Origin of the sequence: Lentzea tibetensis (genome assembly GCF_007845675.1) — a bacterium.
Lineage (GTDB): Bacteria > Actinomycetota > Actinomycetes > Mycobacteriales > Pseudonocardiaceae > Lentzea > Lentzea tibetensis.
On record NZ_VOBR01000007.1, the window covers coordinates 62,715 to 82,854 of the forward strand.

At 67.4% G+C, this 20,140-nt stretch carries 17 protein-coding genes, 1 pseudogene and 2 CRISPR repeat arrays (1 of these 20 running past the window's edge); of the genes and pseudogenes, 11 read left to right on the forward strand and 7 right to left on the reverse strand.

Annotated features, from left to right (window positions below; translation table 11 throughout):
* Positions 1–3,311: a CRISPR direct-repeat array (repeat unit 37 nt; unit sequence GCAGCGCTGGGCGTCCGCGCTCGGCGAGGATCGCAAC) (it extends 294 nt beyond the left edge of the window).
* Genes cas3 through cas2 form a run of 7 tightly spaced genes read left to right on the forward strand, consistent with a single transcriptional unit; the run spans position 3,312 to position 10,940 of the window.
* A complete protein-coding gene (gene cas3 / locus FKR81_RS12710; protein WP_146351347.1) occupies positions 3,312–5,651 on the forward strand; it encodes a CRISPR-associated helicase Cas3' in 2,340 nt (779 codons plus the stop codon).
* Positions 5,648–6,307: a type I-C CRISPR-associated protein Cas5c gene (cas5c, locus tag FKR81_RS12715; RefSeq protein WP_235921502.1), complete on the forward strand. Its 660-nt coding sequence runs from the start codon at positions 5,648–5,650 to the stop codon at positions 6,305–6,307. The genes cas3 and cas5c overlap by 4 nt, the downstream gene beginning before the upstream one ends.
* Entirely contained in the window at positions 6,307–8,097 is a 1,791-nt protein-coding gene (gene cas8c / locus FKR81_RS12720; protein ID WP_146351351.1) for a type I-C CRISPR-associated protein Cas8c/Csd1, read from the forward strand. The genes cas5c and cas8c overlap by 1 nt, the downstream gene beginning before the upstream one ends.
* Positions 8,094–8,987, forward strand: coding sequence for a type I-C CRISPR-associated protein Cas7/Csd2 (gene cas7c / locus FKR81_RS12725; protein ID WP_146351353.1), 894 nt, complete (start codon positions 8,094–8,096; stop codon positions 8,985–8,987). The genes cas8c and cas7c overlap by 4 nt, the downstream gene beginning before the upstream one ends.
* Positions 8,988–8,998: 11 nt before the next feature.
* The gene (cas4, locus tag FKR81_RS12730; protein WP_146351355.1) at positions 8,999–9,637 is read left to right on the forward strand and encodes a CRISPR-associated protein Cas4; all 639 of its coding nucleotides are present in this window, start codon (positions 8,999–9,001) and stop codon (positions 9,635–9,637) included.
* Positions 9,634–10,650, forward strand: a complete 1,017-nt coding sequence (cas1c, locus tag FKR81_RS12735; protein ID WP_146351357.1) for a type I-C CRISPR-associated endonuclease Cas1c — start codon at positions 9,634–9,636, stop codon at positions 10,648–10,650. The genes cas4 and cas1c overlap by 4 nt, the downstream gene beginning before the upstream one ends.
* On the forward strand, positions 10,650–10,940 hold the full coding sequence (gene cas2 / locus FKR81_RS12740; protein WP_146351359.1) for a CRISPR-associated endonuclease Cas2: 291 nt from the start codon (positions 10,650–10,652) through the stop codon (positions 10,938–10,940). Before cas1c ends, cas2 begins: the two co-directional genes overlap by 1 nt.
* A 172-nt stretch (positions 10,941–11,112) precedes the next feature.
* A CRISPR array of direct repeats spans positions 11,113–12,319; the repeat unit is 37 nt; unit sequence GCAGCGTCGGGCGTCCGCGCCCGGCGAGGATCGCAAC.
* A 131-nt stretch (positions 12,320–12,450) separates the two neighbouring features.
* Here cas2 and FKR81_RS43510 read toward each other — a convergent pair.
* The 4 genes from FKR81_RS43510 to FKR81_RS44970 all read right to left on the reverse strand — a co-directional run bounded on the left by FKR81_RS43510 (position 12,451) and on the right by FKR81_RS44970 (position 15,243).
* Positions 12,451–12,597, reverse strand: coding sequence for a hypothetical protein (locus FKR81_RS43510; RefSeq protein ID WP_186762941.1), 147 nt, complete (start codon positions 12,595–12,597; stop codon positions 12,451–12,453).
* 333 nt (positions 12,598–12,930) lie between these two features.
* Positions 12,931–13,185 (reverse strand): hypothetical protein, encoded by a 255-nt coding sequence (locus tag FKR81_RS12745; RefSeq protein WP_146351361.1) that lies wholly within the window; start codon positions 13,183–13,185, stop codon positions 12,931–12,933.
* 475 nt (positions 13,186–13,660) lie between these two features.
* Positions 13,661–14,155: a tyrosine-type recombinase/integrase gene (locus tag FKR81_RS12750; protein ID WP_146351363.1), complete on the reverse strand. Its 495-nt coding sequence runs from the start codon at positions 14,153–14,155 to the stop codon at positions 13,661–13,663.
* On the reverse strand, positions 14,152–15,243 hold the full coding sequence (locus FKR81_RS44970; RefSeq protein ID WP_146351365.1) for a helix-turn-helix domain-containing protein: 1,092 nt from the start codon (positions 15,241–15,243) through the stop codon (positions 14,152–14,154). Before FKR81_RS44970 ends, FKR81_RS12750 begins: the two co-directional genes overlap by 4 nt.
* A gap of 213 nt (positions 15,244–15,456) precedes the next feature.
* Here FKR81_RS44970 and FKR81_RS12760 point away from each other — a divergent pair, with 213 nt between their 5' ends.
* Positions 15,457–15,726 carry a hypothetical protein gene (locus FKR81_RS12760; RefSeq protein ID WP_186762973.1) on the forward strand — a complete coding sequence of 90 codons (270 nt, stop codon included), beginning with the start codon at positions 15,457–15,459 and terminating at the stop codon, positions 15,724–15,726.
* An 87-nt stretch (positions 15,727–15,813) separates the two neighbouring features.
* Here the strand turns inward: FKR81_RS12760 and FKR81_RS12765 are convergent, their stop codons facing one another.
* Positions 15,814–16,767 (reverse strand): helix-turn-helix transcriptional regulator, encoded by a 954-nt coding sequence (locus FKR81_RS12765; RefSeq protein ID WP_146351368.1) that lies wholly within the window; start codon positions 16,765–16,767, stop codon positions 15,814–15,816.
* 52 nt (positions 16,768–16,819) lie between these two features.
* On the opposite strand from FKR81_RS12765, the gene FKR81_RS12770 reads away from it, so the two are divergent.
* Positions 16,820–17,911 (forward strand): epoxide hydrolase family protein, encoded by a 1,092-nt coding sequence (locus FKR81_RS12770; protein WP_235921503.1) that lies wholly within the window; start codon positions 16,820–16,822, stop codon positions 17,909–17,911.
* 309 nt (positions 17,912–18,220) lie between these two features.
* Here the strand turns inward: FKR81_RS12770 and FKR81_RS12775 are convergent.
* A pseudogene (locus FKR81_RS12775) lies at positions 18,221–18,577 on the reverse strand (DDE-type integrase/transposase/recombinase); the annotation flags it as partial.
* Positions 18,578–19,044: 467 nt separating this feature from the next.
* Complete coding sequence (locus FKR81_RS12780; RefSeq protein ID WP_146351374.1) at positions 19,045–19,389, reverse strand: CHAT domain-containing protein; 345 nt, start codon at positions 19,387–19,389, stop codon at positions 19,045–19,047.
* Between FKR81_RS12780 and FKR81_RS43515 the strand changes: the two genes are divergently transcribed.
* Together FKR81_RS43515 and FKR81_RS12785 are read left to right on the forward strand one after the other, a co-directional pair.
* Positions 19,301–19,519: a hypothetical protein gene (locus FKR81_RS43515; RefSeq protein ID WP_186762974.1), complete on the forward strand. Its 219-nt coding sequence runs from the start codon at positions 19,301–19,303 to the stop codon at positions 19,517–19,519. The two genes, FKR81_RS12780 and FKR81_RS43515, sit on opposite strands and share 89 nt — an antisense overlap.
* 30 nt (positions 19,520–19,549) lie before the next feature.
* Positions 19,550–19,996 (forward strand): SRPBCC family protein, encoded by a 447-nt coding sequence (locus tag FKR81_RS12785; RefSeq protein ID WP_146351377.1) that lies wholly within the window; start codon positions 19,550–19,552, stop codon positions 19,994–19,996.
* The last annotated feature ends 144 nt before the right edge of the window (positions 19,997–20,140 follow it).

The following is a 20,140-nucleotide window of genomic DNA, read 5'->3' on the forward strand; positions in this document are numbered from 1 at the left end:
GCTGGGCGTCCGCGCTCGGCGAGGATCGCAACGTGCACTGTTAACTTGAGTTGCCTGGTGCCTAGCGGGCAGCGCTGGGCGTCCGCGCTCGGCGAGGATCGCAACTGGTGCGGGTGTGCGAGGAACACGCCGACGAGTCGCAGCGCTGGGCGTCCGCGCTCGGCGAGGATCGCAACTTGGCAGACGCGGCGCGGAGGGGCCCCTTGTTTTGCAGCGCTGGGCGTCCGCGCTCGGCGAGGATCGCAACAACGGCGTCATCGTCACCGGGGAGAGCCCAGGAGGCAGCGCTGGGCGTCCGCGCTCGGCGAGGATCGCAACGAACGACAAGCAGTAGAACGGATGAAGAAGCTCGACGGCAGCGCTGGGCGTCCGCGCTCGGCGAGGATCGCAACTTGCCGAGGATGAACGTGACCTCGCCCGTACGTTCGCAGCGCTGGGCGTCCGCGCTCGGCGAGGATCGCAACCGCGTCGAACGTGACGCCCAGCCGGTGATCCTCCATGCAGCGCTGGGCGTCCGCGCTCGGCGAGGATCGCAACCAGTTTCTTCAGTCGCGCGAACATCGCCTCGTTCGGCAGCGCTGGGCGTCCGCGCTCGGCGAGGATCGCAACCCCGACCGGGTGGTCGAGTTCCCGACCAACGTGGAAAGCAGCGCTGGGCGTCCGCGCTCGGCGAGGATCGCAACTGGACCGACCCGCGCAACAACCTCGGCAACATCCAGCAGCGCTGGGCGTCCGCGCTCGGCGAGGATCGCAACTTGGAGGAGGCCAACAAGATCGGTAAGCGCTGCTACGCAGCGCTGGGCGTCCGCGCTCGGCGAGGATCGCAACAGTCTGTGCTGCTGCAGCGGTGAGGCTGAGACCCGCAGCGCTGGGCGTCCGCGCTCGGCGAGGATCGCAACGCTGGCACCGTCCCGAGGATCCGGCGCATGCTGCAGGGGCAGCGCTGGGCGTCCGCGCTCGGCGAGGATCGCAACTGGAAGGTCTGCGTCAAGCGGCTGCGTCACGCTCGCCGGGCAGCGCTGGGCGTCCGCGCTCGGCGAGGATCGCAACGACGTGGACGCGGACAAATGGAAACTCTACGAAGGCAGCGCTGGGCGTCCGCGCTCGGCGAGGATCGCAACTGGACAACACGCGGCTGGTGTTCGAACGCGCGCAGGGCAGCGCTGGGCGTCCGCGCTCGGCGAGGATCGCAACGTGATCGGCGAACTCGACGCCGAACCGAACGCCCCGCAGCGCTGGGCGTCCGCGCTCGGCGAGGATCGCAACGACACCACGATCGACGGTGAGGGCTTCTGGGAGGCCGGCAGCGCTGGGCGTCCGCGCTCGGCGAGGATCGCAACAGCGCCCACTGCGCGGCGGCCCACGCCTGAACCCAGGCAGCGCTGGGCGTCCGCGCTCGGCGAGGATCGCAACATCGGGCCCAAGATGGGCTTGTTGTTCGTGTCGTTGCAGCGCTGGGCGTCCGCGCTCGGCGAGGATCGCAACCGCGACGACGTGCAACACGTACGTCTGCAATGCCTTGCAGCGCTGGGCGTCCGCGCTCGGCGAGGATCGCAACAACAAGATCGCGGCGAGACCGACCATGCCGCCAGCGCAGCGCTGGGCGTCCGCGCTCGGCGAGGATCGCAACACGGTGGGGTTCGCGGTGAACGCCTGCATCTGCGCGCAGCGCTGGGCGTCCGCGCTCGGCGAGGATCGCAACAAGTCCGAGGGCGACGAGGTGTCCGGTGACTCCTGAGCAGCGCTGGGCGTCCGCGCTCGGCGAGGATCGCAACTGCTGGAGGTACTGCACGGCCTCGGTGGCGAGCTGCTGGTGGCAGCGCTGGGCGTCCGCGCTCGGCGAGGATCGCAACCAGAACGCGCAGGCCGCGCGGGACGCGTTCATCACCAGCAGCGCTGGGCGTCCGCGCTCGGCGAGGATCGCAACGGCGTGTGGATGTGGCTCACCGACCCGCTCACCGGCAAGCAGCGCTGGGCGTCCGCGCTCGGCGAGGATCGCAACCGCCCTGAAACGTGTCCGCCCCGATGTCTGTGCGACCGCAGCGCTGGGCGTCCGCGCTCGGCGAGGATCGCAACCACAGCCTCACTGACCTGCGACGATGAGCGAAACCGCAGCGCTGGGCGTCCGCGCTCGGCGAGGATCGCAACGCCGAGCAGGTCGGTGAGTGGATCCCGCCCGGTGTGCAGCGCTGGGCGTCCGCGCTCGGCGAGGATCGCAACGGGACCTGCATCGCGGTGACGGTCTGGTCGCAGCGGCAGCGCTGGGCGTCCGCGCTCGGCGAGGATCGCAACTCGTAGATGTCGCGCATGTCCGTGAGCAGCTGCGCGCAGCGCTGGGCGTCCGCGCTCGGCGAGGATCGCAACGACAGCCTGTACTACCAGTTGTCGCAGACCAACGCAGCGCTGGGCGTCCGCGCTCGGCGAGGATCGCAACAACCGCGACGTGTGGGAACTAGTGGAGCCTGGCACGGCAGCGCTGGGCGTCCGCGCTCGGCGAGGATCGCAACGTGGACGGCGGCGGCGGCGATGCGCCACACCTGTCCGGCAGCGCTGGGCGTCCGCGCTCGGCGAGGATCGCAACATGGAGACCGCCGGGGGCGGACACGCCAACCCGACCCGCAGCGCTGGGGGTCCGCGCTCGGCGAGGATCGCAACCGTGAAGGGCTCGAGCGGATGCAGGCCCGGCAGGCCGCAGCGCTGGGCGTCCGCGCTCGGCGAGGATCGCAACCCAGATCTGATCGTCACACTGTCTCAAACACCAGCTGCAGCGCTGGGCGTCCGCGCTCGGCGAGGATCGCAACAGACACGACTGCCGCGCTGGACACCTGCGGCACAGGCAGCGCTGGGCGTCCGCGTTCGGCGAGGATCGCAACAGGCCGAAGGGGAGCTTCGAGAGCTTCACGAAGCCGGCAGCGCTGGGCGTCCGCGCTCGGCGAGGATCGCAACACCATCACGTGGAGCGGCCAGACGACCGCGTCGATCACAGCGCTGGGCGTCCGCGCTCGGCGAGGATCGCAACAAGAAGCGGAGGACCAATGGCTGAGCCCGTCTACCCGCAGCGCTGGGCGTCCGCGCTCGGCGAGGATCGCAACTCGACGATGACGACCTTGTAGCCGTGGTACTCGGCGCAGCGCTGGGTGTCCGCGCTCGGCGAGGATCGCAACATCGCGGGAACGCGCAAGGTCGACAAGGCGACCTACGGCAGCGCTGGGCGTCCGCGTTCGGCGAGGATCGCAACGTCGCAACCTGTGTGGTCTATGGCGCAGCCACGCAGGCAGCGCTGGGCGTCCGCGCCCGGCGAGGATCGCAACATGCGGCCTTGCCCTGTCTGGTCGGCCAGGAGTGGCTACTCCATTTGGGTGTTTGTTGTGGTGCCTGCGCACTGGTCCACCGGTTTTGTCGGTGGTCGTCTCTATGGTCGCGTCGTTCGTCGGGGACGGGCGATACGAAAGGGTTTGTTTGTGTGGGCGCATAGTCCCAGCACAACGACCGGCCGGTGGCATTCGTTGGCCGATCATGTTCGTTCGACTTCAGAGTTAGCGCGCAGTTTCGCGAACTCGTTCGGCGCGGGAGATCTCGCGGCCGCGCTGGGCCTGGTTCACGATGCCGGGAAAGCCAGCTGCGCGTGGCAGACGAAGTTGGCCGAGGTGAGTGGAACCGGCGAGAAGGTCGGCATCAACCACAAGAACCTAGGTGCTCTGCTGGTACGGAACCGCGCGCAGGCTGCGGCCATGGCGGTGCTGGGGCATCACGGTGGGCTCGATCGTGTGCAGAAGCTGGTCAACCTCATCCACGGGCCGGACGATGTCGAGGCGCTCGAGCGGTTCTTCGGCGTGGTTCCGGAGGCGCGGGCGCTGCGGGACGGGCCGTCGCTGCTGCCCGAGGCGTGGGGCGAGTTGATGCTGCTGGGGGAGATGGGGATCCGGTTGGTTTTCTCCGCCTTGGTGGATGCCGATCACCTGGACACGGCCGCTCACGCGGAAGGGCTGTCCCGGCCGCGGGTCGCGCCACCGACCGACATGAACGAGTTGGTGCGGCGGTTCGAGCACAACCGCGCCGCGCTGCTGGCCGATCGTGGCGAGCCATCCGACGTCGACCGTGTGCGGGTCGGCCTGTACGAGGACGTCGTGCGGCGGGCGATGCGCGAGCCGGGCGTATACCGGTTGCCGGCGCCTACGGGCTCGGGCAAGACGATGACCGCCGCCGGATTCGCCTTGCATCACGCTGCGCGGCGCGGCAAGGCACGGGTGATCGTGGCGGTGCCGTTCACGACGATCACCGAGCAGAACGCGGGGGTGTACCGGCATCTGCTCGGCGAGCAGGCCGTGCTGGAGCACCACTCGAACGCGGAACTGGATGACCGTCGGCTGCGGCTGGCGGCGGAGAACTGGGATGCGCCGTTTGTGGTGACCACGACCGTGCAGTTGTTCGACTCGCTGTTCGGGCGCCGCCCGGCCCGATCACGCAAGCTGCATCGGCTGGCGAACGCGGTGGTGGTGCTGGACGAGGTGCAGGCGCTGCCGGTGCCGCTGCTGGTACCGATCCTGGACGGGCTGCGGCTGCTGTCCCAGCACTTCGGCACCACGGTGCTGCTCGCGTCGGCGACCCAACCCAGCTTCGAGCACCTGGCGGTGTGGAAAACGCTGGAGATCACCCCGCTGGTCGACGACCCGGTGGAGTTGTTCACCCGGCTCAAGCGGGCGCGCTACGAGTGGCAACTCAAGCCGCGGCCGACGCTGGAGCAGATCGCGGCGCAGATCTGCGAACAGCGGCAGGCGTTGGCCATCGTCAACACCGTAGGCCACGCCCGCACCCTGTACCGGCTGGTGGCTGAGCGGAAACCCGACGCTGAGGTCGTGCACCTGTCCACGCGGATGTGCCCGCGGCACCGCGAGCATGTGCTGACGCGGATCCGCGCGCTGCTGGCCGAGGACAAGCCGGTGCTGGTGGTGTCCACACAGCTGGTCGAAGCCGGTGTGGACGTCGACTTCCCCGTGGTGTTCCGCGCGCTCGCGCCTGCGGAGTCGCTGCAGCAGGCCGCGGGCCGGGCCAACAGGGAAGGCAAGCTGCCGGGGCTGGGGCGGGTGGTGGTGTTCGACGCCTCCGACGCGCCGGTTCCCGAGTTCTACCGGGCCGGTGTGGCCAAGACCCTGGCGTTGTTCGGACCGGGCCGTGACCCAGACGACCCGGCCCTGCTGGCCGAGTACTACCAGCGGCTGTACACCGGGTTGAACGTCGACGAGGCCCGGCGCGGCGCGGCGATCCAGGACAACAGGGCGGAACTGGACTTCCGCGCCGTCGCCGACGGACCCAAGCCCACCGGCACAGGTGCCGGCCGGGACCGCCGCCTGGCGTTCCGCATGATCGACGAGGACCCGGTGTCGGTGATCGTGACCACCTGGGACGAGCAGGGCCGCGCCACCGAACTGGTGCGGCAGCTCCGCATCGGCGTGGGCCCGCTGCGCGGGGTGCTGCGGGAACTGCGGGGCTACATGGTGCCGCTGCCGCGGGCGGTGGCGTCCGCTCCCGACGTGCGGGCGTTGTGCCGCCCAGTGATCGACGGCCACGACGAGTTGTGGGAATGGCGCGGCGACTACGACCCGCAGGTGGGAGTCGACGAACGTGCGATCGGAGAGGAGACCGTGTGGTGAGGCATAACTGGCCTCGATCGGCGTCCGGAGCGCCGCCGCTGGCGGTGCAGGTGTGGGGAGACGCTGCGCTGTTCACCCGCCCCGAGCTGAAGGTCGAACGGGTGACCTACCCCGTGATGACCCCGTCGGCCGCGGTCGGCGTGCTGGAGTCGATCTACTGGAAGCCGCAGTTCCGGTGGCGGGTCGTGGGCATCGAGGTGCTGTCGGAGATCAAGCAGTTCACCCAGCGCCGCAACGAGACCACCGATATCGCATCGCTGGCCGACGCAGCCTCGGGACGGCGACGCCTGGACACCGTGGCGAACCGGGTGCAGCGCAACGCGATCTGCTTGCGCGACGTGGCCTACCGAATCCACGCCCACACCGAGTTGGGGGAGACGGCGGACAAGCCCGAAGCGGCCTACCGCGACCAGTTCCGCCGCCGGGTCACCCGCGGCAGCTGCTTCTCCCAGCCGTACCTGGGGGTGCGGGAGTTCACCGCGTTCTTCGGCGACCCTGACGACCGGCTCGCCTGGCCGCACACCGAGAAGTTGGGGTTGATGCTGCACTCGGTCGACCACTCCACCACCCCGCCGTCGTTCACCTGGTTCCACGCCGAGCTGGATGTCGGAGTGCTGCACGTCCCCGAACGCGGCATCCCCGCAGAGGGGGCCTGATGCTGGTCCAACGATTGGTGCAGCACGCTGCGCAGGACCCGTCCGCGAAGCCGTTTCACCGCATGCTGCGGTTCGACTGGGAACTACGCCTGGACCTCGACGGCGCCGTGATCAGCGACGGCCTGGAGCCGATCACTGTCCCGGATGCCGCGGGCAAATCACGCGGCGCCGAGCACCTGGTGCCCGCCGTGGTCCGCACGGTTGGTGTGGCCCCCAACCTGGCCGCCGACGACGCGCAGTACGTGCTGGGCTGGGCCGACGCCGACAGCAAACCTGAGCGGGTCGCGCAATGCCACCAGGCCTTCATCGACCTGACCCGCCGCTGGGCCGACAGCGCCGAAGGCCGCCAGGACCCGATCGCCCAGGCAATGGCCCGCTTCTACAGCACCGGCGAATCCACCAGGCTGCGACCCGACCCCGACGCGGCCGCGAAACAGCGCGTGCTAATCACCGTCGATACCACCCCGGCCTACCGCGCGCCGTCCGTACCGACGTTCTGGGCCGCAGAAGTCGCCCGCCGCAAAGGCGGCGGCAAACACGGCCTGTGCCTGGTCTGCGGCAAGACCGGGCCGCTGCTGGACACCTTGCCCGGCAAGGTCCCCGCTCGGCTGGTGCCCGGTGCCTCCAACGATGCGGCGCTGGTCAGCATCAACGAACGCGTCTTCGGCTACGACCTGACCACCCAGCTGGTGTGCTCACCGATCTGCATCACGTGCGGAGAAGGCCTCTCCGCCGGCCTGGTCCGTGCACTCGACTCCGACCAGACCACCTCCTACGGCGGCCAGGACAGCCGCCTGGCGTGGTGGGTCACCGAGCCCGTGCCGCGTAACCCGATGAAGCTGATCCTCGACGCGGACCCTATGCAGGTCGGCGACCTGCTCGAGTCCATCCACACCGCACAGACCGCACCGTCGCCCGACACAGCGAAGTTCTGCGCGCTGACCGTCGGCGGCAACGTTGCCCGCGTCATGGTGCGCGACTGGCTGGAAATGCCACTGTCCACAGTGGAGAAAAACGTCGCCGCGTGGTTCCTCGATCACGAAATCGCCACCTTGCACCCCGACGAACCAGTACGGCAGCCGCTTCAACGCCTCGTCCGCGTCACCGGACGCTGGCAGCGAGCCGAACGCCGCTACGCCTTCCTTGGCGCCAAAGGAGGAGCGCATCCGCACGGCGCCCAACGCGACCTGCTCCGAGCGGCACTGCGCAACACCCCGCTGCCACCGTCGCTGCTGACCCACCTGCTGCACCGCGTGCGCACCGACGGCCGCTTGGACACACCCCGCGCGGCCCTGATCCGCCTCGCACTGCTGCGCTCGCCACTGACCACGGAGACACCGATGCCCGGACTCGACGACACCAACACCGACCCCGCCTACGTGTCGGGCCGGGTGTTCGCCGCCCTGGAATCCCTGCAGTACGACGCCTTCGAAGGCAAGCTCAACACCACCTACGCCAACCGCTACTTCGCCGGCGCCGTCACCAACCCCCGCGCCGCCCTGATCACCGGCCGCAAACTTGCCGACGCCTGGCTGCGTAAGTTCCGCGGCCCCCGCACAGGCACAGCGATCAACCACAGCCGCGACTTGGACCAACTGTTCGAACTCCTCGACGCCTCGACCGGCATCCCTGGCCGCACCACACCCAAACAGCAGGCACTGTTCCTGCTCGGCTACCACCACCAGCGCGCATACCGATTCGCCACCCTGCGGCAACGTGCCGCCGCCCGCACCACCCCAGAAGACACCACGACCACCGGCGCCGAGCTCAACCAGGAGATCTCCGCATGACCACCGTTCACCCACACCTGGACCCCGCCGTCCGCCACGACATGGTCTTCCTGTTCGACGTGACCGACGGCAACCCCAACGGCGACCCCGACGCGGGCAACCGGCCCCGTACCGACGACGAAACTGGCCAAGGCCTGGTCACCGACGTAGCGCTCAAACGCAAGATCCGCGACACCCTCGCGCTCGCCGCGGGCGACAACCCGCGCTACGGGATCTTTGTCCAGGCTGGCTATGCCCTCAACCCGCGCCTGGAAGCCTCCTACGAGGCGACCGGCCTCAAGCTCGCCGCCAAGGTCACCAAGCAGGAAGCCGAGCGGGCTCGCGCGTGGCTGTGCGATCGGTACGCCGACATCCGATTGTTCGGCGGGGTCCTGTCGGTCGGCAAAACCCAGGCGCTCGGACAGGTCCGCGGACCGCTGCAAGTCGGTATGGCCCGCAGCATCGACCCAGTCTTCCCGATGGATCACACCATCACCCGCGTCACCCAGACCAAACAGGACGACATCGACAAGGGCGAGACTACCGAGATGGGCGGCAAATGGACCGTGCCCTACGGCCTCTACCGCGCCGAGCTGTACTACTCGGCCACCCGCGGCTCGCAGACCGGCGTCGACTCCACCGACCTGGAACTGCTGTACCGAAGCCTGGAAATGATGTTCGACCACGACAGGTCCGCCACCCGCGGCCGACTCACCGCTCGCGGGCTCTACGTCTTCAGCCACCCCAACGCGTTCGGCGCGGCCCCGGCACACAAACTCACCGAACGCGTCGTGGCCGCTCGCACGACGTCCGACGCCGATGTGCCTACCAGGACGTTCGGTGACTACAACGTCTCTGTTGATGAGGCCGATCTTTCTGCCGGGATCACCATGACGAAACTGATCAGCTAGGAGCCACCGCAGTGACCGACGCAACGCGGGATGGGCGCCGCAGCGTGCCCATCTCCGCGCTGGAGCACTACGTCTACTGCCCGCGCCAGGCGGCGCTGATCCACGTTGAGGCCTACTTCGACTCCAACATTGACACCGTGCGTGGTGACCTCGCTCATGCCGCAGTGGATCGAGCGGGTGCGGGCCAGGACCGGCGCATGCAACGTGTATGGCGCTCGTTACCCGTGTGGAGCGACGAGGTGGGGGTGCACGGTATCTGTGATGTGGTCCAGTTCGGCGACACCGGCCCGATACCCATCGAACACAAGTCCGGCACCTACCGCCCTGGTGGCCCGGCTGACGTCCAGGTCGCCGCGCAAGTGCTGTGCCTGCGCGAGATGTTCGACGCCGCGGTCCCGATCGGTGTGTTGTTCTCCAATCGGGACCGCCGTCGGCACGATGTCGTTGTGGACACTGAACTCGCCGACCGCGTGAAGGTCGCGGCGCAGGAGGTTCGGCGACTGTTGGACACCGGATCGGTTCCGGCGCCGGTTAACGACACACGATGCCGGCGGTGCTCGCTACGTCCAGGCTGCATGCCAGAGGCTCCGACGCATGTGACGCACGCCCTGTTCGAACCGCGCCCCGCGGGCGCGTGGGAGTGGGAATGACTGAGCTACTGAGAACCCTGTACGTCACCACGCCAGGCACGAGTCTGCACCTTGACGGCGACACGGTCCGTGTCGCGCATCCCGACAGACCAGGGCGTCACCTGATCCCGCTGCTGCGCATCGACCATGTCGTTGCCTGGAACGGTGTTGATGTTTCCGGGGATCTGCTGCACCGGTGCGCGGCCGACGGCCGGTCTGTCACCTGGGTAACCCGCAACGGCAGGTTCCTGGCCCGCGCGACCGGTCCGCAGGCTGGCAACCCGCTGCTGCGCCTGGCCCAGTACCGCTGCTACGAGGATCAAACCCGACGGCTGGCGATCGCGCGTGCGGTCGTCGCCGGCAAGCTACACAACTACCGCCAACTGTTGCTGCGCTCAGCGCGTGATGCAGTGGGCGACCGGCGCGAAGAGCTGCGCACTCTGGCGGAAAGACATGCGGGCGCACTCGCCGACCTCGCCGCCGCGACAGGTCTGAACGAGATCCTCGGCATAGAAGGGCGAGCAGCCCGCGACTATTTCCAGGGCCTCGATCTGCTCGCGCCGGGTGTCGCCACAGGCCGGACCCGACGGCCACCACTTGACCCGGTCAACTGCCTACTTTCATTTGGATACGGCATGCTACGTGTCGCAGTCCATGGAGCACTGGAACAAGTCGGCCTCGACCCGTACCTGGGCTATCTCCATGGCGTGCGATCCGGGAAACCGGCGTTGGCACTGGATCTCATGGAGGAATTCCGACCACTACTCGTCGACCGCCTCGTGCTGACCTTGATCAACCGCAAGCAGATACTTGGTCGGCACACCGAAACCTTGCCCGGTGGTGCGGTCCAACTGACCGACGGTGGCCGAAGGTTCATGCTGGAGCAGTGGTCCGCAGCCCGCGAACGCGAGTGGACCCATGCCGGCCTCGGCCGGACTGTCCCGGCGGCACTGCTTCCACTCACACAGGCGCGACTGCTCGCCAGGCACATACGCGGTTCTGTCGATGGATATCTGCCCTGGACGGTCACCTAATGGAACTGTTGATCACCTACGACGTCGACACCACCACGCCCGCTGGACAGCGCAGGCTGCGCCGCGTGGCCAAGGCCTGCGAGGGCATGGGACATCGCGTACAGAAGTCAGTGTTCGAGGTGGTTTGTGAGCCTGCGCAACGTGTCCAACTCGAGGCGGACCTGGCCCGGATCATCGACACGAACCTCGACTCGATCCGCGTGTATCAGCTGGATCGCGGAACGTTCGGGGCGGCGCAACATCTTGGAGCCGCAGTAAGACCACCCCATCACGGTCCGCTGATCGTCTGAGGGGTGTCATGTCGTCCCAGGTTGCTCTGACCTGGAACCGGTGGTTGAGAACCTCCAGCGTCGTTCAACACGCCTGTAGGTTCCGAATCGTTGAACTGGCGTGTTGCGCGTAGAGCAGCTCCAGTCTGTGACATGCATGGATACGCAATGGAATCATTCCTGTTCGAGCAGGGCAGCGTCGGGCGTCCGCGCCCGGCGAGGATCGCAACGTCAAGTGGGACGGCGGATACAACAACGAGAAGCGGCAGGCAGCGTCGGGCGTCCGCGCCCGGCGAGGATCGCAACAATAAGAGTCCGACGGGTCGCCGAGCTTGATCACGCAGCGTCGGGCGTCCGCGCCCGGCGAGGATCGCAACTGGTTATGCGAGGCTCATGCGGCCTCCCGAAGTGCGGGCAGCGTCGGGCGTCCGCGCCCGGCGAGGATCGCAACCCTTTTGCGATGTTGAATACGCCGTCTGACATTTTCGCAGCGTCGGGCGTCCGCGCCCGGCGAGGATCGCAACGCAATGGACGTGATGCGCTCGTCCCGCAGCGTCAGCGCAGCGTCGGGCGTCCGCGCCCGGCGAGGATCGCAACCGACTAGCTCTGGCCTTAGGCGGCATGACCGTAGACGCAGCGTCGGGCGTCCGCGCCCGGCGAGGATCGCAACGTGGTCGGCACCAGCGGGTAGGTGAGTCGGCGCGGCAGCGTCGGGCGTCCGCGCCCGGCGAGGATCGCAACCCACCCACGATCGCGGCGGACAGCCACTTCTCCCCAGCAGCGTCGGGCGTCCGCGCCCGGCGAGGATCGCAACACGGCGGACGGGTGGTTGTCCGACACCCAAGTCAAGCAGCGTCGGGCGTCCGCGCCCGGCGAGGATCGCAACGATCAGCACGTCGGCATATCCCCTGATAGCAGCCCCTAGCAGCGTCGGGCGTCCGCGCCCGGCGAGGATCGCAACCTGCAAACGGATGATCAGGTCACTGATGTGAATTGCGCAGCGTCGGGCGTCCGCGCCCGGCGAGGATCGCAACCGTAACTACATCCCCGTAGTGAACGACACCGCGTTGGCAGCGTCGGGCGTCCGCGCCCGGCGAGGATCGCAACAAGACCAACGACCCGATCGACGTGCTCGACATCGGCGGCAGCGTCGGGCGTCCGCGCCCGGCGAGGATCGCAACAACCCGATGGCGCTGCAGACCGGTGGTGACGTCGAGGCAGCGTCGGGCGTCCGCGCCCGGCGAGGATCGCAACGACCAGCTGCGCCGGGCCAAGGCCCGCATCACGGATGCAGCGTCGGGCGTCCGCGCCCGGCGAGGATCGCAACTGGTGGTCGAACAAGACGCTGGTCACCCGCGTGCGCGCAGCGTCGGGCGTCCGCGCCCGGCGAGGATCGCAACTTGTCCGCCGAGCCTCTCAGCGGACTGAGCGCGTGATCGAGCGTGTGTAGGTCGGGTGGGCTGTTGTTCGTAGGGGTGGTCAGAGTCGCCGTACAACTGCTGCATCACCGATCGCGGCTAGCACCACACTGTCACTCTCCCAGGAGCTGTTTGCACAGGTCGAGCGTGCGCACGAGGTCGGGTTGACTAACCGGCACGCGTGCGCCCACCAGTCGTTCGATCTCGGCTTGCCGCTCGATGAGCAAATCCAGCGTGCGTGGGATGATCTGGTCGACCATCGGTGGTGGTGTGGGTGCCATAGCGCGCTCCTCTGGTCGGGCGCCCTGCTGGTGCTTCCCTTCACCAGCAGGGCGGCGCAGAGTCTCGCACATGTGTTCGATTCCGTGTCAAGTGGAAGACTGCATGAGGCCCGCAGTTGGGGCTCCTGTGGGGAATGTGCGGGGCCGTGCTGCGCCTCGGAGGGGTCGTTACGCCATCCCCGCAGCTCAGAGGTGGTCATGATCATTGGAAGCGGAACCACTCAAAATCCGTGCGGCACCTGTACCCCGCGAAGGCTGTCACGCGTCGGTGGTCGAACGACGAACCGCCGTACTGACCGCTGGAATGTTCGGTCACCGCTCTGCGTTCTGGACGTGCCACGCGGTAAGGATCTTGTCGATGTTCTTGTGCCAGTTGAGCTCGCAGGCCGTGACCGTGACGTGATGGCCATCCGCTCCAACGAGATGCCATAGGACGTCAACTACCTGGTAGGAGTGGTCGAAGTCGAACGTGACCAGTTCGCCGACTCGCGGAACATGCTCAGACCGCTTCTCCTCGTACTGGATTTCACCGTCGTCGCAGTGCAGGGTGTAATCGATCTTAATCACGCAGTGCCCTCCTAGCCGGTAGTTGATCTCCCAAGAGACTTACCGCCTCAGCAGGCCTTTGCCAACCCGGTAGGCGGAGTTGGGGGCATCGACAGCTTGATCACATGCGAATCCGCAGCGTCCGGTCCCATCGATCGGCCAGCTAGACCAATCGTCGACGAGCTCGAACGGCTGTGATGGCCGTATCTGTGCCCAGGTTGGTAGCCGGTCGGGATGCGACGAGATGTCACGCGTGGGGATGTGTTGAGACGTCTTGCGACATACGAGCATGTCAGGATGGTTGTGGCGCGACACGGTGCGACGGTTGGGATATACCCGGTGCCGTTCACACCGAAGAGGTCACTGGTTCGATCCCAGTATCGCCCATTTCCACTAAGAGGCTCCTGACCAGCAATGGTCAGGAGCCTCTTGGGTTTCCTGGGCACGGTGAATGACCCGGAAACCGCCTGCGGTGCCCGAACGGTGTCTTATGCGGTCACTCGGACTCGTCGTCTCCCTTCGGCAGGAATAGACCACCGATGTCCTCTGCGGCTTGTTGGTCCAGGTCGGGGATGTCGGCGGAGTAGGTGTCGAGGGTGAAGGCGACCGTTGCGTGTCCGAGTCGGCTGCTCACGATCTTGGGGTGCACGCCGGACCGGAGTGCGATGGTGGCGTAGCTGTGTCGCACGTCGTGCAGCCGGATCAGCGGCACCTTCGCGAGGTCCACCAACCGGTTGAACTGCTCGGTGACCGTGTCCGGGTAGAGCGGGCGCCCGTTGTCCCAGCAGAAGACCAGTCGGCCGGCCTGGTAGCCGCTTCCCCAGGCGGCCTTCTCGTCCTCCAGTTGCTCGAGGTGCTCCCGGAGCACCGTCACCGTGAACTTGTCGAGCGCGAGCGGCCGACGGCTCCGCGCGCTCTTGCCACCGCCGGTCCTCACCGAGCCGCCGGCCACGACGCTGTAAGTGCCGAAAACGTCGTCCAGGCAGGTCAAGCGGCGTGATGGTACTCGTGGAGGACGCCGCCGAGTCGATCGTGTCGTCGGATGTCGAGATGGGTGAGTGCATCAGGATCGGTGATCGGCGCGGGTAGTGGGCATGTGGGTGCTGCGGCGTGCAGTGCGCGGTGGGTTCGGTGTTGGTTGTAGAAGATTTCGTATTCGCGAAGTGCGTGCAGTAGGTGCGATCGGTTGAGGATGAGGGTCCGGTCGAGGAGTTCGGCTCGGCACGTGCGGATCCAACGCTCGATGATCGCGTTCATCCGTGGGACGCGGATTCCGGTCTTGACGATCGTGATCTCGCTGTCGGCGAGAACGGCGTCGAACTGCGCGGTGTACCTGCTGTCGCGATCGCGGATCAGGTACTTCACGGTGGCGTCGGTGTCGTGTAGGTCCATGACGAGGTTGCGTGCTTGCTGGGTGGTCCAGGCCGCGGTGGGATGGGCGGTCGTGCCGAGGATGTGAATGACACGTGTGGCGTGTTCGATCACGGCGAGGACGTACAGCCATGCGCCGGTCAGGGTTCTGGTTTCGAAGAAGTCGGCGGCGAGGATGGCGTGTGCCTGGCTGCGCAGAAAGGTCGTCCAGGTGACCTGATTGCGGAGTGGTGCCGGTTCGATGCCGTGGACCTTGAGGATCTCCCAGACTGTCGAGGGAGCGATCTTGACGGCGAGGGTGGCGAGTTCGCCGTGGATGCGGCGGTAGCCCCAGCGGGGATTCTCGCGGGCGAGCCGTAGGACGAGTGTCTGGATGCTGCGGATAGTGGGCGGTCGGCCTGGTCGCTTCGGGCGGGATGCATGTGCGTCTCTGCGCCGGAGGAGGTTGCGGTGCCACCGTAGAACGGTGTCGGGGGAGACGATCAGCTGTAGTCGCCGCAGGGCCGGTCGAGGTATGTGCTGTAGCAGGGCGGCGAGGAACGCGCGGTCGGGTGTGGTGAGGCGTGGTTTGTCGACCTGGCGCTGCAGGATCGCGAGTTGGTGGCGCAGTACGAGGATCTCGATGTCCTTGTCGGTGCTGCTCAGCGGCAGCAGCCGGAGGCAGGTGACCATTCCGGTCAGGGCGAGGTAGGACAGCCGGAGGAGCATGGTTGGCGATGATGCCTGCCGGACGGCCTGCGTCGGTGAGCAACTGCAGGTCATGCACCGTGGACCGAGTTTCCGGCACCTACAACGGCAACGGTGACATTGTGCGCGAGCTGTTCATCGCCGTGAGCACGGTGGGCCGTGTCATGACAACCGTGTAAGCCACGGATAGACCAAGATCGGGTCACCTTCGGTGCCCCAGAAAGGTCCCATTCTGTGACTCAGGACACATCGCGTTCGCCGGATGATCCGAACACGGGCGAGCTGATCGCTGGCGTTCTGTCACCCGAGACGTTGGACGCATTAGTGAAGGACGCTCACGCAAATGGCGGTTCACTGGGCGTTCAGGAACTGCTGAACCACATGACGAAAGCCGTTCTTGAACGTGCCCTGGAAACCGAGATGACGCACCACCTCGGCCACACCGCACTCGCAGGCCTCCCACCCATCAGCCGCGTTCCCAACCTCCCAGGTCAATACACCTAGGCAGTGCACGCTCACCTCGATGCCGGTGCCCCCAGGGCGTGGTAACGCATCGTCATGCGCACCGTGTGTGCTGGAGCGCGCTCCAGGTCAAGACCCGGCGCGGCGCAACCGTTCCGCGGCCTCGACGAGCGCCGCACCCAGCGACGGCGGTTCGACGGCCGTGAAGTCGACGGTGAGGCTCCCCAGCATGAACACGATGTCCTGCAGGGTTTCCCCGCCGACGTGCAGGTGGCACGAGGATGCGGACACCGGCTCGACCCGGCCGTAGCTGAGCCAGCCGCGCATCTCGGGCGAGTCGGCGGCGACCTGGACGAGCACGGTCGCCTGGGCGGGCCAGCGCTGGGCGACGCTGCGCGCGACGAACTCCGCCGCGTCGCCGCCAGGTACAGAGCGGGGCGTGAAACGCGGCCCCACCGGTACCTGAGGCCGCACTCGGTCGACGCGGAAGGTGCGCCACCCGTCGCGGCCGACGTCCCACGCGACGAGGTACCAGCGCCTGCCCCAGGTGACGAGCTGGTGCGGCTCGACGTCGCGGTCCGAGGGCGAACCCCCGTGTGAGGCATAGGAAAAGCGAAGCCGCTGCCGGTCGCGGCACGCCGTGGCGATCGCGGTCAGCGTCTCGAGGTCGACGGTGGGGCCCGACCCCGTGTTCGGCACGGTCGTGATGTCCAGTGCGGCGACGCGGTTGCGCAGCCGAGAGGGCAGGACCTGTTCGACCTTCAGCAACGCGCGCAGGGCGGTCTCGCCGATGCCCGAGACGCTGCTGCCGGTGGCGGTGCGCAGGCTGATCGCGACGGCGACGGCCTCCTCGTCGTCCAGCAGCAGCGGCGGGAGTTGCGCGCCGGAGCCGAGCCGGTAGCCGCCGCCGGACGTGCCCATGCTCGCGAATACCGGATAGTCGAGGTCGCGCAGCTTGCCGACGTCGCGGCGGATCGTGCGGGTGGTGACGCCGAGCCGGTCGGCCAGCTCGGTTCCCGACCACTCGCGGCGGGTCTGCAGCAACGTCAGCAGGCGGAGCAGTCGCGCGGAAGTTTCCTTCACAGCGTCCAGTGTAGGATCAAACATGTCCTACAGCCGCACTAGCTTTGCTGACATGAAGCCTTTCCGCATCGACATCCCGCAGTCCGCACTCGACGACCTCCACGCGCGCCTGGACCTGACCCGCTGGCCGCACGAGCCCGCCGGAATCGGCTGGCAGCAGGGCACTCCCGTGTCCTACCTGCGGGAGCTGGTGCGGTACTGGCGGCACGAGTTCGACTGGCGTGCGGCCGAGAAGCGGCTCAACTCCTACCCGCAGTTCACGACGGCGATCGACGGCCACGAGGTCCACTTCGTCCACGTCCGGTCGGCCAACGAGAACGCGCTGCCGCTGCTTCTCACGCACGGCTGGCCCGCGACGTTCACCGAGTTCCTCGAGGTCGTCGAGCCGCTGAGCGAGGACTTCCACCTGGTAATCCCGTCTATTCCCGGCTTCGGCTTCTCCGGCCCGACCCAGGAACTCGGCTGGACGGTCAAGCGCGTCGCCGGGGTGTGGGCGGAGCTGATGCGTGGGCTCGGCTACGACCGGTACGTCGCGCACGGCAACGACTTCGGCTCGCTGGCCACCCGCGAGCTCGCCCTGCTCGATGACGAGCACGTCCTCGCCATCCACGTCAACCAGATCTTCTCGGCGGGAGTGACGGCGGAGAACGCGGACTTCTCGGTGGAGGCCGAGAAACGCAGCGTCGAGAAGGCCCAGATCTACGAGTGGCAGCAGGGCGCTTACGCGATGATCATGGGTACGCGTCCGCAGTCCGTCGCGTATGGCCTGACCGACTCACCGGTGGCGCAGCTGGAGTGGATCGCGTGGGGGTTCCGGACGTGGAGCGACCCGGACACCCCGGTCGACAGGGATGCCCTGCTCGCCAACGTGATGATCTACTGGCTGACGGGGACGGCCGGGTCGTCCGCGCGCTACTACCAGGAGGGCACCGAGGCCTGGGGTGAGCTGGAGCCGGACCTGCGGGTGCCGACGGCCGTGGCGCTGTTCCCGCACGACCTCGGCGTCCCCATCCGGCGAATGGCCGAGCGCAACCACAACATCGTGCGCTGGACCGAGTTCGACCGTGGCGGCCACTTCGCTGGGCTCGAAGTGCCCGGCCTCCTGGCGGCCGACATCCGCGCCGCGTTCGAGCCCTACTTGTAGGCCTCGATCAAGAACGCTCGGTGTGCGAGGCGAACGGCATCCGCTCGTGCAGCGCGGCGAGATTGGGGCCGGTACTTCTCAACGCTGAAGCCGGGCACGAGCCACACGACGTTCCGCAGGTAGACCACGATCACGGCGACGTCGCGGGAAACGGCTCGAGCGCCCGCAAGGACCTCCTGCGCTTGCTGTCCTTCGCGGGCGCGGGCCTGGCCGCATCACCCGGCCTCGCCTCCGCCGCCCACGCAAGCACGTTGACCAGCGTTGTTGCGACGAGTTTCAGAACTCACCATTGTAGGTGTGTAGTCACCTTGGTAGTGCTCGCTGGCGTTCGGTCTCGGACTGGTAGGGCCGTGCGTAGGCCCACTCGTCGAGCAGGGTGAGGTTGAACCGTTCCACCTTGCCGTTGGTCTGTGGCCGGTAGGGGCGGATGCGTGTGTGCGTGATCCCGGCGTCGGTGAGGGTGTCGCGCCACAGTTGTGAGCGGTAGCAGGCGCCGTTGTTGGTGAGCACTCGCTGGACGGTGATCCCGTTGGCCTGGAAGAAGTTCTGTGCTCTGGTCCAGAACGCGACCGCGGTCAGCTTGGTTTCGTCGGGCAGGATCTCGGTGTAGGCCAGGCGTGAGTGGTCGTCCACGGCGTTGTGCAGGTAGCTGTAGCCCAGGTTCGGGCGGTTACTCAGTTTGCGGGGCCTGGCGGGTGATCTGTCCGCGTCGGCCGCGTCCGGCGCGGACTGCGGCAGGTCACCCGCAGCACCTGTTGCTGTGTGGGCAATGGGGCCCATTTTTCCTCGGTCAGCGCCTGTTCCAGCGCGTCGAGGGTCTCCCCGGCGATCGCCAGTCCCGGCCGATTCGTGGTGCGTCCGCACGATCGTGGAGTCCACGCTGACCAGTTCCAGCCCGATCTGTCCGCGAGAGGCGGCCTCCGCGATCAGCGCGTCCATCACTGTCTGGAACACCCCGGCCTTGGCCCAGGTGTTGAACCGGGAGTAGATCTGTCCGCGGACCGCGTCCAGTCGTGCTCGCAGCGCCGAGATCTGCGTGGTGGCAGAGGTTCCGTGTGCGTCGGCGACGGTGTGCGGGCAGTCGATCACCTCGTTGAACGTGCGCGGTTCCAGGCTGAGCACCCGAACTGCACTCAAGCGCCTGTGTGAATGTGCGCGGCCCATAGGCTGGGCGTGTCAGGGAAGCGCGCGCGTGTGGTGTGGATCGCGTGGTCCAACGCGTGTGCCGATCGGCTGGTGTCGGCTTCGGTGAGTGCGGCGTAGAAGTTGTCGGCGATGTCGGCGGCGATGCGATCGTTGATGGCCCAAAGAGTACCGATTACGTGCGGGTAGCCGGCCAGTTGGAGGGCCGACATGAGGTGAATGGACTCGTCGGCGAGTGCGCTGTTGGTGCTGAGGGCAGTCTCGCAGGCAGAAAGGGGCTTCCCGTTCTGGGAGGGCTCGACCTGGGAGTGGGAGCTCGGCGAGCCCGCCCGCACCGAGTCCGGTACCGGGGTGTTGTTCCGCCACTACGGTTTCGGCGACGGGTACGCCGGGATCGATCTCGGCCACGGCGCAGACGTGGGCATTGATCCTGGACCGGCTGGTACGCCACATAGCCACCGGTGAGCCGCAGCCGTTCTTCCCGGCGGCCGCCTGATGACCGTTGACGTTCGTCCTTCGGTGCTCGTCCGCCGTCCGCCCGCGGAAGTTGCCGCTGTCATGTTCGACCCGGCACAGGACCTGCGGTGGACCGGTGGGATCACGTCGAGCAGGCCTGCTCGACCGGGGCCGCTGGTCGAAGGCACGATCGTCGAGCGGACGGCGACATTCCTCGGTCGCACCTTTACCTACGGCTACGTCGTCACCCGGCACGAGCCGGACCGGCTGGTCGAGATGACGGTCGACCGTCCCTTCCCGATGGTCGTCCGCTACGAACTGGCCGCCGACGCCGAGGGCACGCGGGTCGCCATCCACGCCACGGGCGGGCCAGGTCGCTTCTTCGGGTGGCTGAGCCCGGTACTCGCGCGCCAGGTGCGCAGGAGCATCGCGGGAGACCTCGACCGACTGCGGATCTGTCTCGAATCCGCGCCCGGTCAGGATTAGGTGTCCGTCCACTGTGGATGGTTGATGGCGAGTCCGCTCGCGTCCTTCGTGGAAGAAGAGAATGATGGTGGCGCAGGGACTTGCTCATGTACTGCGATTCTCACACTGTACTAAGTGGAGCAAAACTGGAGCACGGTGTGGAGC